The sequence below is a fragment of the Calditrichota bacterium genome (assembly GCA_016867835.1).
Lineage (GTDB): Bacteria > Electryoneota > AABM5-125-24 > Hatepunaeales > Hatepunaeaceae > VGIQ01.
Window position 1 is genome coordinate 1 of record VGIQ01000076.1, and the last position, 14068, is coordinate 14068.

The 14068-nt window shown below is 54.8% G+C and carries 11 protein-coding genes; 2 read left to right on the forward strand and 9 right to left on the reverse strand.

The genetic code is table 11. From position 1 onward, the window contains the following. From FJY67_08405 to lpdA, 9 genes are all read right to left on the reverse strand, one after another. A partial coding sequence (locus tag FJY67_08405) for a hypothetical protein (GenBank protein ID MBM3329474.1) occupies positions 1-490 on the reverse strand: 490 nt, incomplete at its 3' end. 398 nt (positions 491-888) lie between these two features. Continuing rightward, positions 889-1134: a hypothetical protein gene (locus FJY67_08410; GenBank protein ID MBM3329475.1), complete on the reverse strand. Its 246-nt coding sequence runs from the start codon at positions 1132-1134 to the stop codon at positions 889-891. A gap of 119 nt (positions 1135-1253) precedes the next feature. Beyond that, positions 1254-2228: an alpha-ketoacid dehydrogenase subunit beta gene (locus FJY67_08415; GenBank protein ID MBM3329476.1), complete on the reverse strand. Its 975-nt coding sequence runs from the start codon at positions 2226-2228 to the stop codon at positions 1254-1256. Positions 2229-2230: 2 nt separating this feature from the next. After that, on the reverse strand, positions 2231-3418 hold the full coding sequence (locus FJY67_08420; protein MBM3329477.1) for a thiamine pyrophosphate-dependent dehydrogenase E1 component subunit alpha: 1188 nt from the start codon (positions 3416-3418) through the stop codon (positions 2231-2233). 144 nt (positions 3419-3562) lie between these two features. Further along, a complete protein-coding gene (locus FJY67_08425) occupies positions 3563-4039 on the reverse strand; it encodes a hypothetical protein (protein ID MBM3329478.1) in 477 nt (158 codons plus the stop codon). Between the two features lie 20 nt (positions 4040-4059). Further along, a complete protein-coding gene (locus FJY67_08430; protein ID MBM3329479.1) occupies positions 4060-5283 on the reverse strand; it encodes a hypothetical protein in 1224 nt (407 codons plus the stop codon). Continuing rightward, entirely contained in the window at positions 5264-5899 is a 636-nt protein-coding gene (lipB, locus tag FJY67_08435; GenBank protein MBM3329480.1) for a lipoyl(octanoyl) transferase LipB, read from the reverse strand. The genes FJY67_08430 and lipB overlap by 20 nt, the downstream gene beginning before the upstream one ends. 47 nt (positions 5900-5946) lie before the next feature. Continuing rightward, positions 5947-6762 (reverse strand): class I SAM-dependent methyltransferase, encoded by an 816-nt coding sequence (locus tag FJY67_08440; GenBank protein ID MBM3329481.1) that lies wholly within the window; start codon positions 6760-6762, stop codon positions 5947-5949. A 4-nt stretch (positions 6763-6766) separates the two neighbouring features. Further along, positions 6767-8164 carry a dihydrolipoyl dehydrogenase gene (lpdA, locus tag FJY67_08445; protein MBM3329482.1) on the reverse strand — a complete coding sequence of 466 codons (1398 nt, stop codon included), beginning with the start codon at positions 8162-8164 and terminating at the stop codon, positions 6767-6769. Between the two features lie 177 nt (positions 8165-8341). Between lpdA and FJY67_08450 the strand changes: the two genes are divergently transcribed. Beyond that, positions 8342-9790 carry a sigma-54-dependent Fis family transcriptional regulator gene (locus FJY67_08450; protein ID MBM3329483.1) on the forward strand — a complete coding sequence of 483 codons (1449 nt, stop codon included), beginning with the start codon at positions 8342-8344 and terminating at the stop codon, positions 9788-9790. Between the two features lie 188 nt (positions 9791-9978). Next, on the forward strand, positions 9979-14068 hold a 4090-nt coding region (locus FJY67_08455), incomplete at its 3' end, for a hypothetical protein (GenBank protein MBM3329484.1).

Sequence of the window (14068 nt, forward strand, 5' to 3'; positions counted from 1 at the left end):
CAAATCTTTTATGAGCCTCAACATCAGGTAATTGGTCGTACGAATTAGAGTAATCGCTGATGAGTCTACAAAGCACATCCAATCTACCTATGGAACTTTTGCCAGTTGCAATTCCATAGAGTGCGGTTGATTTAGCCAGCTTGATTGACTCCATAAGCGGAATTACATAAGTCTTCCCAGTTTCAAGTTTTATGCCTGTTGTATTTAAGGATTCAATATTGCCGAATTTCTGCAAAATAGGAAGATATGGAGCTTCATTGGTCCCTTTGTAACTTCCTTTCATAGAGTATATCACGTTACCTAAGTGAAGATCTAGTGCTGACTCATTGTCATATTTTTGGACATAACTATCTGGAATCCCCAAAATATGACCAGACTTTGACAACTCAATTATTTGCTTTGTAGAGAGAACACCCGGCAAAATGCTTAGTTTGCCGGTAGTATCTCGTTGAGTTGACAAAGCAGTTGTTTTCTTCTTAGTTGCTTTCAAGTTATCTCTCGTAAAGTTAGGATTTGAAAGTTTGTGTATTGACTAATGTCGCCGTATCGACTCCCGCTTGCTCTTCGATGACCTCAGGTCCGGCAAGCGGGGGTTGCTCAGTGTGATGTTTGCGTAAACGTAGTCCATTGTGGAGAAAGGTAATCCTAAATTGTTTTGTTGCCATTTGGCGCCAGACAGATCTTCACTACGTTCAGAATGACGATGAATACCGACATTGGCTTCGCCTTCGGCTTGCCCTGTTCCAGTCGTCGGTATGAAAAGAACCGGGATACGGCTTGAAGCCGGAACGAAGTGCAAACGAGGCATCCCCGTTGTGCCAGGTGAGACACCCGACAGCACCGGCACAGCCTTTCGCCATTGGCCTATCGCCTTGCGCCTTTCGCCTTTCACATATCTCCGCCCATGGCGCGGCCTACATCGCGGTCGGCTTTGATGTTGTTCCATTCGCGCATCAGAGCGGTTTCGTGCTCGACCTCGTCGCGAGCCAGCCGAAGCAGCAGTTCCCGCGCTTCGGACGAATGCACCCACTTGGCGGCTTCGGTGTAGAAATAGTGCGCTTGCGACTCCCGCTTGATGGCAATGCGGAAGATGTCGTCGATCGACGCTTCAGGCCGGATGATCTCGTCGGACATGCTTGCTCCAGAAGTCGTTGAGTATATAGAGTCGTTGAGTCGTTGAGGGTATGGGAATGATGTCGTAGAGATTGCGATAGTCCGCACTCAACGACTAAGCGACTCAACGACTAAGCGACTTAGAATTGCGCCAATTTGCGGAGTGCGGATTCGACCTTGGCGGTTGTCAGCACCATGTGCTCTTCCAGCACCGACGAAAAAGGGAACGGCACATCCATCGACGCCGCCCGTATCACCGGCGCATCGAGCATCTCGAAGCACTCCTGCCCGATGAACGCTGCAAACTCCGCGCCGCATCCCGCCGTCAGAAAGTCCTCGTGTGCGATCAGGACCCGACCGGTCTTTTTCACTGTCCTGGCAATGGCTTCCTTGTCGTAAGGATAGAGGCTCCGCATATCGAGCACTTCGACCGAAATGCCCTCCTGCTGGAGTTTATCGGCCGCTTCGAGCGCCAGATGCACCGCAGCGCCGTAGCATACGACCGAGAGATCGCTGCCCTCGCGCTTCAGATCGGCTTTCCCGATCGGCACAATGAACGACTCCTCGGGGACGTCTTCCTTGATGCGCCGATAGAGGAACTTGTGTTCGAAATAGAGCACCGGGTCGTCGTCTTGTATGGCGGCGACGATCAGCCCCTTGGCGTCGTAAGGCGTCGAAGGCGCGACAACCTTGAGACCCGGCGTATGCACGAACCAGGTCTCCGGGTTTTGCGAGTGAAACGGCCCGCCATGGACGTTCGCGCCCGATGGGCAGCGGATCGTTACAGGGCAGGGCATGTTCGACCGGTAGTACATCGTGCCGAGGTTGTTCACCACCTGATTGAAGGCCGAGGTGATAAAGTCGGCAAACTGGAACTCGATCACCGGCCGAAGTCCGGTCAACGCGCAGCCGATGCCGACGCCCATAATGGCTGACTCGGCGAGCGGGGTGTCATAGACCCGGTCAGGTCCGAATTCGTCCAGGAAGCCCTTGGTTACCTTAAACGCTCCGCCGTAAATTCCGACATCCTCGCCCATAATATAGACTCGCGGATCGCGGCGCATTTCCTCGCGCAAGCCCGCGCTGATTCCTTCGATGTAGGTCATGACGGCCATCGTTAGTCCGTCCTCCATTTCTTGTGAGTGCTGTAGAACGCCGATTCCTCAAGGTCATCGGTCGAAGGGACGGGAGATTGCTCGGCGAGTGCGATCTCGGCTTCGATGTATTCGACTGTCTTCGCCTCCAGTTCGAGTCGGGCCTTTTCCTTCAAGTAGCCGGTCTCTTCAAGGAACCTCTGGGCCCGGGGTAACGGGTCGCGCTCGGCCCATTTCGCGAGCAGTTCCTTCGGGACGTAGAAGTGGTCGTCATGCTCGGAGTGTCCGCGCATCCGCATCGTAACGGCTTCGATCAGGGTCGGCCCGCCGCCGTTGCGAGCGCGATCGACGGCCGCTTTGCAGGTCTCATAGACCGCAAAGACGTTATTCCCATCGACTATCTCGCCGGGAATACCGTAGCCCGGAGCGCGATCGATGATACGCGCCGCACCGTATTGCGCGATAATCGGCGTCGAGTAGGCATATTGGTTGTTCTCAACGATCAGAACAAACGGCGCATTGGCGACTGCGGCGTAGTTGAGGCCTTCGTGGAAATCGCCGATGGAGGCCCCGCCGTCTCCGATGTAAGTGAGTGCGACAGCATTCTTGCCTTGCAGCCGTGAGCCGATAGCGGCACCGACGGCGACCGGGATCATCGACCCGAGGTGGCTGATCATGCCGATGATCTGCAGATGCCGGTCCGACATATGGGTGTTGCCGTCCCGGCCCTTGGTGGGGCCTTCGGCGCGGCCCATGTATTGGGCGTAGAGTTTGAAGGGGCGTTGGCCGAACGCCAGATGCGCTCCGAGGTCGCGGTGCATCGGGAAGAGCCAGTCGGTTCCGCGCTTCAAACTGAAGCCAGAGCCGATGGCGATCGCTTCGGTGCCTTTAGAAAGATAGACGCCGCCGACGATCTTACCCTGACGGTAGAGGCGCGTCAGGCGTGCCTCTACCTCGCGGATCAGAAAGAGCAGGCGATAGAGTTCGACGTATCCGTCTCTCTTCAGGTCGCCGTATTCGCGCACCGGGATGTCGAGTTCCGGCAGCAACGAGTCCATCTTCTCGAGATGCTGCTGCTGCAGGACCAGCGACGGGACGCGCTTTTTTTCCTGTTCGAGCACCTCTGCGCGCCAGTCGGTTCCGCCGTTGCTCTCGGGCTTGATCCTGCTGGCCGCCGCGGGTGCGGGTTTGGTTTTGGTGGCAGTTGCCATAGTAGTATTTACTGTTCGATTGATGTTGAAAATAGTAGTGTTTTATTCAAGATTCTCCTCCTCCTAAAAAAGGACCAATGTCGCCATAACAATCTTCATCTGGTATGTTGATAATTTCGAACTTTAGTGCGGATCAATAGTTTGCTACTTCAATAAGGATAGCATCTTTTTCGAGGTCACTTTTGTAGTGGTACCCAATTTCCCTTCATCCCACCATCCCCGCACCTCTTCAGATGAAACGATCCAGAATGGAACATCTGGAAACGACTCTATATAGGCAATGATGTAACCTTCAATATCGTCCAGTTTATCAAGAAAGCCTTTCACTTCAAAGTGTCGTCCCTTGCCAACCATGTAGCTGGGACAGAAGTAGATACCTGCTTTTGAAATGCACCTAACCTCCCATTTCTTTCCTGAAGCATCTACGAGATCATATGCAGCGCCTTCAGAGGTTGCCAGCTTCCCATTCATTTTCTCAACGGCAAGTCTACGTTCAAGAATAAATGAGACTCGCCTTCCATCTGTAAAATACTCTCTAACATCAGAAATTGAGATCTTAAGCGCATCGGCGATTGCACTGATATCCCAAGAGAGCTTGCCGTTAGGAACTCTGACCATCATAAATATTCCCTTTCTTAGGGTTAAATAGGCTTATTGAATATAAGTATATTCTCCTGCTTCATAACATTATAGAGACCAAATATGATCTTATTGATGTTATGCTCAAGCATAAAGCCGACGTTCTGCATTCCGGCAATCGTAAAACCAACCGAATCAATTTCCCGACCTTGAAATGTGGCATTACCGATTATGATCACTGCTCGCTTCCCGGGCTTGAGAACTCGGCGCATCTCCGAAAACACCTCACTCATATCTGAATTATACATTTCCACACGGTTACTTCCATTGCCTCGAACTCCGATATAGGCATCTCGAACGATCTCGGTATCATAGCCGAGCGCGCTAATAGCGTGGGCATCATTAGCCACATAATCAAGGGCTATCGAGTAGGGAGGTGAAGTAATAATGCCATCGAAGGAATTGTCGGGGTAGCCAGTCGATCTTGCATCGCCGATATGAGTATCGGTGGATCCGAATATAAGTCCAAGTTCAGCCTTAAGTTCTGCCAAATCCTGAACCGACATGATCATTGACTGGATATTCTTAGCAAGGGCAATCTGGTAGTCTCTTCCTCTGCGGGTATGGTCGCTAATAGAGAGCATTCGGCTCAAGAGGAAGAACTCAGCAACATCCTTCAATTCGACGCTTTTCTCGATCAAATCTACATATTTGTGACTATTTGAAAATAAATCATTTCGCGATTCGATTATCAGGCGTTCCTTATACTTGACAATACGTTCGATTACCTTGTAGGACTCCGACTTTACGCGTGTCTGCAGCACGCATAGCGGAGAAACATCTATGGCAACTGAATTTATGCCTAAAAGAAGCGCTTCAAGAACTGCCGTTCCGCTTCCGCAAAAGGGCTCAAATAGTGTATCGCCAGGGCGCAATCCGATAATATTCAATAGTGCGCGTATCATTTGAGGGTGGAATTTCCCTTTATAGGGATAGATCCAATGCGTCAGATATTGATTAACTGAACGGGTTCGATTCTTGCGAGATATGATTGCATAATCTGATTCATCTTCATCGACAATCTCAAAGTAAGCCGTTCGCTGCTTGAGAATGTCTAATATGGATTCGCGCGAATTAAGTAAACGGAATTCCCTCATATCGCTCGACTTGTGAAAAGGCAAGCCAAATGAGAAAAGTTCTAGTTCAGCAAGGTTCAATTCGTAAATAAACTGAACGTTGTTGAACAGTGCCAAACGGCTTGATGTATCAGTCTTGATTGTGGTCAAAATGCAATTCGATGTTTGTTGCAAATTTTGTTGCTATTATGGATATGATTTCCTTCACCCCCCATCCCTCCAAACTGCATACTCCCCCGTCCGCAATCCCGCAGGGAACGATCTGCTGAAAGCCTCGTAGCACTTCATCAGTAACGTTGAACGCCATCCCGTGATACGTCACCCACTTCTTCACGTGGACGCCGATGGCGGCGATCTTGCCCTTCGCGGTCCAGACGCCGGTTCTGCCCGGCACCCGGAAGCCTTCGATGCCGTATTCCCTCAGGACCCGGATGGCAACTTCCTCCAGGTCGCGCAGGAATCGGTGGACATCGAGGTAGTGCCGCCGCAGGTCGAAGATCGGGTAGATCACCAACTGCCCGGGTCCGTGATAGGTGACGTCCCCGCCGCGGTCAGTGTGCACCAGGTCGATGCCTAACTCTCGCAGCCGCTCGGGGCTGACCAGCAAATGGTCTTCCCCGCCTGCTTTGCCGATGGTAACGACCGGCTTATGCTCAGTGAAGATCACCGTATCCGGCTCCCCGCCAAGGACTTCGGCATGAGCCTTCAGTTGCAAGCCCCATACGCGGCGGTAGTCGGATGGCTCTTTTTGAAACACGAAGGTCACTCAGGTGGCCACAAAGAGCACGTATGGACAGCCAACTCTCCAAGCGATCATGCAAGAGGTCTAACGCAAGCCAGTATGGGCATCTTGGGCACCATAGGCATCCCAGAGTATTCTGTTCGATAGACCTTAAAGCCAATCTCCTGCAAAAGGCTCATCCAGGTTGTCAGCGGGAAGATACCAAGTATATGAAGGTCAGACTCGATTCGATAATCCTCACCATCGCGGATTAGATAGACCAAAGTGCATTCATAAGTTGTATCAGTTGGATCTGGATCGTAGTTATCTTCATAGAACACCAAGCGAGTATTGTCGTGTCTATGTTGCTTACCGTTATCACCATAATTTATCAGCCCACCGGGAAGTTGCTCAATCTGCGTTACGAAGACGCCGCCTGGTTCAAGGTGCTCCCAAGCTGTCTTGAAGGCCGCTGTCAATTCGGCTTCGGTAGTCATGTAGTTGATTGCGTCATGAATAAGAACAGCGTCAAAACGTCGTTCCAATCGAACGGTTCGCATGTCGCCTTCCAGATGCTCTATCTCTGGATTAAGCCGACGGGAGTTTTCTAACATTCCCGGACTCAGATCGACTCCGGTTACACGATAATGCCTCTTCAAATGACTGGCGTTATGTCCCCCACCGCAACCTAGTTCCAGAAGCGTCTCGACCTTACGACCAGCGTGCGCTTGAATAAGGCGGTGGATATTTGCAGCCTCCTCTTCATAGTCTTCCGGGGGGCTCATAATGGGCCAAAGCCAGGCGAGATCGGAATAAAGACGAATCTGGCTGATACCTGTATTGAAATCTCCTCCTTGGCCAAATTCCGGGCCTGGTCCTGAGTGCATGCTCCCCTCCTTCGCTTCCATATGGCTAAATATGTATCGCTACCCCCAGCGCGTCCCCCGCCGCTTCCATCACTGCCTCACTTAGCGTCGGGTGGGCATGGATCGTCCTTGCGAAGGACTCGGCGGTCAGTTCGAACTGCCGCCCCAACACCACTTCACCGATCAGTTCCGGCGCGCCGGGGCCGACGATGTGCACCCCTAACACCTCGCCATACTTCTTATCGACCACGAATTTGACGAACCCGTCAGTCTCTCCACCGGCAACCGCCCGCCCGTTTGCCCGGAAGAGATACTTCCCGACCGACACATTGTGCCCCGCTTCGCGCGCCTTCTTTTCGGTCAGCCCCACCGACCCGACTTGGGGGTGGCAGTAGGTGCAACCCGGAACATTATCGTGACTGATGCCGGGGTTGGGATGCCCGGCAATGGTCTCGGCGGCGCAGATGCCTTCGTGTGAAGCAGCATGAGCCAAGAGCGGTGCTCCGGCGCAGTCGCCGATGGCATAGATGCCCGGCACATTAGTCCGCATAAAGGCATCGACTTTGAAGAACCCCTTGTGCAGTTCGAGCCCGGTTTTGTCGATGCTCAATTGTTCGGTGTTCGCCATCACCCCTACCGCGACGAGGCATGCATCGGCTCTGAACTCTTCGCTCCCTTTCGGCGTCTCAATGGTGTAGGTCCGGCCCGACTTCCCCTTCTTTACGCCCTTAGCCTTGCTCGACGTCCGCACCGCGATGCCCCGCTTGACGAATGATCGCTCAACGACCGCCGCCACCTCAGCGTCCTCGATGGGGAGTATCTGATCCATCAACTCCACAATCATAACCTCGGCACCCATCACCGAATAGAACCAGGCGAATTCGACCCCAATGGCACCCGCCCCGATCACCAGGATCCGCTTTGGCAGTTCCGGCAGCACCATCGCCTCGTGATAGCCAATGGTCGTCTGGCCATCGAACTCGTATCCCGGCAGTGGCCGTGGCCGCGCCCCCGTCGCCAATATGACGTGCTTCGCTTCAAGCGTCGTCGTTCCGCCATTGCCGGACACCTTCAGATGATGCGGATCCGCAAATGACGCCGTGCCCTTGTGAACGTCGATCTTGTTCTTCTTGAGGAGATACTCGACGCCCTTCGACATCTTCGTAGCTGCGTCGCGCGACTTCTTGATCACCCCCGGCCAATCTATCCGTGGGTTGTCGCAGATCAGGCCAAACTCGGAGGCGTGGCGCATCTCGTCGAGCAGGCGAGCCGACTCGAGCAGCGCCTTGGTCGGAATACAGCCCCAGTTGAGGCAGATGCCTCCCACTTTGTCTCGTTCGATGACCGCGGTCTTAAGGCCTAATTGCGCCGACCGGATCGCTGCGACATACCCGCCCGGGCCGCTGCCGACGACGACTGCTTCGTAGGAGTTTCCAGTGGACAAACGAATCCTATTGTTCTGGTTGCAGCAAAGGTAATATGATACGTCCGGCTACCCATCTATTGGAGGTCTTGGGACGTCTTCTGACTCAACCCCAAAATATAGTCTGACTCCAGCACTTTGGCAACATCAGAAGATGCCGGTTGACTTGGCAGTGAGTTTGACTTATCTTCAATAACATTGATGGAATCATCTCTTTCCAATTCGGTCGATCCGATTTTCTCCGGCGCTCGCCTCCTCGTGGTCGATGACCAGGAGCCGGTGCGGGCTTTCTTTGTAACCGCTCTTGAGCCGCGAGGAGTCGATGTCATAACGGCCGAGGACGGCCTCGAAGCCAAGGAGTTACTGGAAACCCGCACCTTCGACGCCGTCATCAGCGACGTCAAGATGCCGCGGATGGACGGGATGGAACTCCTCAAGTATTGTATCGGCTACCAACCTTCGGTCCCGGTGATCCTGTTGACTGCCTTTGGGACCATCGAAAAGGCGGTCGAGGCGATGCGCTTTGGCGCCTTCGATTACCTGGCCAAGCCGGTGCTTGATATCGATCAGGTCGATTACGTTGTCCGCAGAGCACTGCGTCATCGTCGCCTGCTGATCGAAAACCAGCAACTGCGCACCGCCCTCGGAGAGCGTCAAATCCTCGACCGGCTGGTCGGTCCCGGGCCGAAGATGCAGCGGATCTTCGATATCATTAACACTGTAGCCCGAACCCAGACAACCATTCTGGTTACCGGTGCTTCAGGCACCGGCAAGGAACTCGTCGCCCGTGCGATTCACTTTCTCAGCGCTCGTGCTAACGGTCCGTTCGTCAAGGTTAACTGTGGCGCTTTGCCCGAAGGACTCATCGAGTCGGAACTCTTCGGCCACGAAAAAGGTGCTTTTACCGGCGCGCTTAAGACCACCAAAGGACGCTTCGAAACCGCTGACGGTGGAACCCTGCTCCTTGATGAGATCGGTGAACTTCCGCTCGGCTTACAGCCGAAAATGCTCCGGGCACTTCAGGAACGCGAATTTGAACGCATCGGCTCACCCCATCCGGTCAAGGTCGATGTCCGGGTCGTCGCGACGACCAATGTCGATCTAGAGAAAGCCGTCCAGCAGCGCCGCTTCCGTGAGGACCTTTTTTATCGTCTCAATGTGATACCGATCAAACTGCCGACTTTGACCGAGCGTCCGGAGGACATTCCGGTCCTGGCGTATCACTTTCTGAGGCGTTATGCCCGGATGCACGAACGCCCCGTCGAACGGATCAGCCAGCCGGCAATGAACTATCTTCTCCACGCGCCTTGGCCCGGCAACGTTCGGGAACTCGAAAACTCCATCGAGCGCGCCGTGGTGCTCTGTCGGGGCAATCAAATCGAACTTGGCGACTTCTTCCTGATGGATGAACCGCCTATAGAGTTTGCAGGAACCTCCGTATCGGTATCAATGCCCGTCTCTTTCGCTTCTGACTCCGACGGGTTGCTTACCCTTGCCGAGATTGAGAAGCGCCACATTCTCGCGACTCTTGAGCATTTCCAGGGTCAACGCCAGAGGACTGCCGACCAACTCGGCATTTCGATTCGCACTTTGCGCAATAAACTGAATGAATACCGGCTCGGCGGGATCGACAGCCCCGCCGCTTGATCGTCCATTAAACAGACTCATCGCCCTTGAAGGAGTTAACACTCGTGTTCAGCAACTCGCGCCGCTCACATCGTCGCCCTTCCGACTTTGCGGTTGCTCTCTTCTGCATCGCGTTGACCTCTCGAGTCTTTGGCGCAGGGTCATCGCGACCTGCCACCACTCTGGACCTTCCGATTGGAACGGGCTCCGTGTCGGTGATCGAGCACGGCTCAACGTCGCTACATCTCACGTTCGACCTGCCACAGACGCCGCTTCCGTATGATAGCAATGCGCTCTCCGACCTCATCATAGCGTCACGCTTTCAACGTTGGGTGGCGATTCCCTCACGAGGGAGTGTTCGGGCAACTGTGGTGTCAGTAAATGGTCGAAACGCTGACGGCCTGGAAACCGACCTAATGCATGCGGAGCAGCCTCTGGTAAAGGTTGGCGAGCCCCGATTAATGCGAGGCGTAAGGCTTGTTCCCATCGGCGTAGCGCCGGTTGGAATTGACCCTTACGGTGAAGGATATATTGCCAGCCGGATCGAGGTGTCTCTGGAGTTCACCTCCCAGCCCGGGGTCTTCGAGTCGATAAAGCCGGCCCGAGATCCCGGACCGCTCTTTGGTCGTGTCCTCGCGTCGTTCGTAATAAATCCCCGTTCTGAGTGGACCGCCCGCCGCGACGATGTTGCCACCTCCCTCGGCCGGATGTTGATACTCTATCCATCAGCACTTGACGACCAACTGGCGCGCAACCGCATCACCCGGGACTTTGCCAACCGCAAGCGGCGGCTCGGCTACGAGGTCGAAACCGTCGCCATCGATGCCGGTGACTTGACTCCACAGGAGATCAAAGACCAGTTCGTCATCCCACGCTACGAGCAGGAGGGACTCGACTACTTGATCATTGTCGGCAGCGACCAACTGATCGCGGCCATCGATCGTGATGAAAGGCTCTTCTTCCCGTCCTTTTTCGAGGAGCGCTATAATGGCCGGATAGGGCAGATCGAAGAGGACGAAGTCAACTTGAATCGCGATCTTGAATTTGGCACCTTTGATGGCGAGGGAGACCTATTCCCAGAGATCATCATATCTCGATTAATGTTCCCCACCGCGGCAAGTTTAATCGGCGGTATCGACCGTTCCTTGCGCTATGAGGTCGATCCGGTCGCACCGCGGGGACCGTGGCAGTATCGCGCAGCAGTCATTTCCGATCACGATGACCCGGGTCAACAGCCGCTTGCCGACGACCGCGAATTCATCTTCTGGATGCGCAATGTCCTCGCTCGTAACGGTTACCGGGAGTTCACCACTATTCTTGGCGGACGTGACGGCGAAGCCTTCAATTCATTCCGCACTATGCTAACGGAAGAGGGCGGCGCGTCGCTCGTTCTTGATAACGGCTATCTCTGGGGTGCGGTCAACGAGGAAGATTATAACGACGTTGCCGACACCCGGGATATGGATGGTAACCACCTTAGCAATCCCTTTCTCGTCGCTCTGATGAACCATTATGGCCCTCCGATACTCTATCCCTTCTTCGCACGGGTGGAGCAGAATGACCCGCGCGGGCCGGTCGGAGCGCTGGGACTTAACACCTACAACTGGGACAACCACCACATCAAGCCTTTCCTTAAGGGAACGGTCAAGGCCATAGACTCGAATATGTGGACCCCGGCTGAGTTCTATCTCTCGGCTCTCCTGGAGCAGGCATCGGAGCGCGCCTGGGCTGAACAGACCGGCTATGACACGGTAGTTGCATTCGACTACGCCACCCGGTTGATCCGCCTTTTGGGCGATCCCACTATCAGCATCTATAGCGCAGCGCCCGGGCAGTTTGCCACCTCGCTGCCGGAAAACCTGCAACCCGGGGCTCGTTCGGTCAGTTTCGTCGTCCGCAATTCTACGACAAACCAACCCGTCTCTGGCGCCGTCGTTGTCATCAGCCAACCTGATGCCATCCAACTTGTAGCCATGACTGATGGCGATGGGGCAGTCCGCTTCACCATTCCTGACGGCTTGGTCGAAGATAATCTCGCCATATCATTAAACAAGCATAACTACAAGACTTACGTAACTAATTGGCAGGTTGAGGCATCGCCGGTCAGCCTGGAGATGGTTGAGTATGCAGTCGATGGGGAGGGCGATGGCATCGTCGTCAATGGCGAGAGCGTTGACTTTACCCTGACACTGGTCAACAATGGTCGTGATGACGCGAGCAACATCGTCGCCGAGTTCTCGTCCGACAGCCCCTTCCTCTCGTTCTCCCGGGATCGCGCCCGGATTGACGACATCAATTCCGGCGAGAGCGGTGGATTGGCCGATGAAGTTGACCTTACGCTCTCCGCCGAATGCCCCGGCGGCACCCGCATTCGCGTCCAGATCGACTTATTGATCGGCGAGAATATCCGTCAGGAAGCCGCCTTCGAGTTCACGACTGCCGGACCTCGCCCGGTTCTTGAGGGCGAACTCGCACTTGACAACATCGCTCCCGGGCAAAATGGAACAATCCTGCCGACCATTGTCAATCGCGGCAATCGGGCGACTGGAGCGCTTGCTACCCAACTTGTCAGCCTGTCGCCCGACGTCCGGGTCTTAGTCGGCGCGCGCAACATCGCCTCGCTTGATCCCGATCGTGCCGGCCGTCCGGATGCACCTTATGCTATTGCAATCGATTCCTACTTCGTTCCCGGCTCGACTGCGCGCCTGGAACTTCGCATCGAGAGTGGCGACGGCTTTCGAATCGCCCTGCCGATTGAAATCAGCATCGGAGAACCCGCCGAACGCGATCCCGTCGGGCCGGATGCTTATGGCTATCTCTGTTTCGACAGCGGCGATGAACGTTGGCCCGAGCGGCCCCTCTTTCGCTGGCGTGAGATCAACGCCGACGTCGAGCCTTTCGAGGCCCGCGGCCAGCGCCTTGACATTACCGATTTGCGCGGTCAAGCCGGCGCCTCGACACTGATCGACCTCCCCTTCCCGGTGCGCTATTACGGAGAGGAATTCGATCAACTCGTTGTATCGACTAACGGCTGGGCCTCGTTTGATCCCGCTTCGATCGACTTCACTTCCCATAACGCTTCCGAAATCCCCGGCGGCGCCGCGCCATTCGCCCAACTCTGCCCGCTCTGGCAGAATATCGCCATCGACTTCGACGACTTTGGGCGCTTCGGAGTATTCGCCTACGAATTCGCCAATGAAGGACTCTTCGTCATCGAATGGAGCGATGTTCAACTCTATCAGGGTGCCGGCGACCAGTTGATCACCGCGCAGGTTGACTTTCAGATCCTCCTTCACAACTCTGAACTCTATCCGACACCTACTGGCGACTCCGAAATCATCTATCAATACCGCCGGTTTCAGAGTATGGCTGGGCCCGACACGCGCAGCCGCTTTGCCGTCGTCGGCATTCGCAGCCCCGACAACCGCGACGGCATTCAATACGCACGTTGGAACCGGTACGCCCCAGGTGCGGCACCCATCACTGAGAATTTCGCCCTAAAGTTCACCACCGGAGTCCGAATGCCGCGCGGCGACGTCCGCGGCCGGGTAGTCCTCGCCTCAAACATCCAGCAAGGCGTTCCCGACGTAATCGTCTTTCACCCTCGCGGTATTGAGACCATAACCGATGCCAACGGCAACTACAGCCTGAATGACCTTCGCCCCGGCGACTACGAAAACGTGTCTTATCGCCGCGACGGCTTTGCCCGCTCGTTCCTCTCCTTTCAGGTCGTCTCGGGAGAGATCACAAACGTCCCGCTGGTTCGAATGGGGCAGCCGGCCATTCAGGCGACTGACCGCATCGAACGCTCGCTTCGGCCCGATGGCTCGCTCACCGACGCAGACATAACAGTTCACAACAGCGGCAATGGACCGCTTGAGATCTCCGATGCCCGGGTCGTTTATCCAGATGGCTCACTGCCGGCTCTCGGCCTTATGCATCAGTTTCCGGTAACCGGCGCTGCGGGGGATAGTGTGGCGAGTGGCATTGTCTATATTGACTCTCTTTTCTATGTCAGCCAGCGCAGCCAGAACCGGTTTGTGATCAATGTCTATAACCGGGAAGGCGCCTATCTTGACGAAGAATCTTTCGACCAGCCCAATCTTGGCGGCGAATCCGAGTTTGGCTTGCAGAACCTGACCTGGAGCGGCCGATACATCTTTGGAACGGTTTATCTGAATGATGGAAGAAGCCGGGTTGTCGCCTTCGACCGGGAGGGCAATCTGGGCGGCGGCTTCGGATTCGATTCACCGATCGAACTCACGGTCAACCTTCCGATCGCTTTCTCTCCTGATGATA

Excerpts from the sequence above, each read along its gene's own strand:
- FJY67_08410 (MBM3329475.1), bottom strand. The coding sequence starts at position 1,134 with ATGTCCGACGAGATCATCCGGCCTGAAGCGTCGATCGACGACATCTTC.
- FJY67_08415 (MBM3329476.1), bottom strand. The coding sequence starts at position 2,228 with ATGGCCGTCATGACCTACATCGAAGGAATCAGCGCGGGCTTGCGCGAG.
- FJY67_08420 (MBM3329477.1), bottom strand. The coding sequence starts at position 3,418 with ATGGCAACTGCCACCAAAACCAAACCCGCACCCGCGGCGGCCAGCAGG.
- FJY67_08425 (MBM3329478.1), bottom strand. The coding sequence starts at position 4,039 with ATGATGGTCAGAGTTCCTAACGGCAAGCTCTCTTGGGATATCAGTGCA.
- FJY67_08440 (MBM3329481.1), bottom strand. The coding sequence starts at position 6,762 with ATGGAAGCGAAGGAGGGGAGCATGCACTCAGGACCAGGCCCGGAATTT.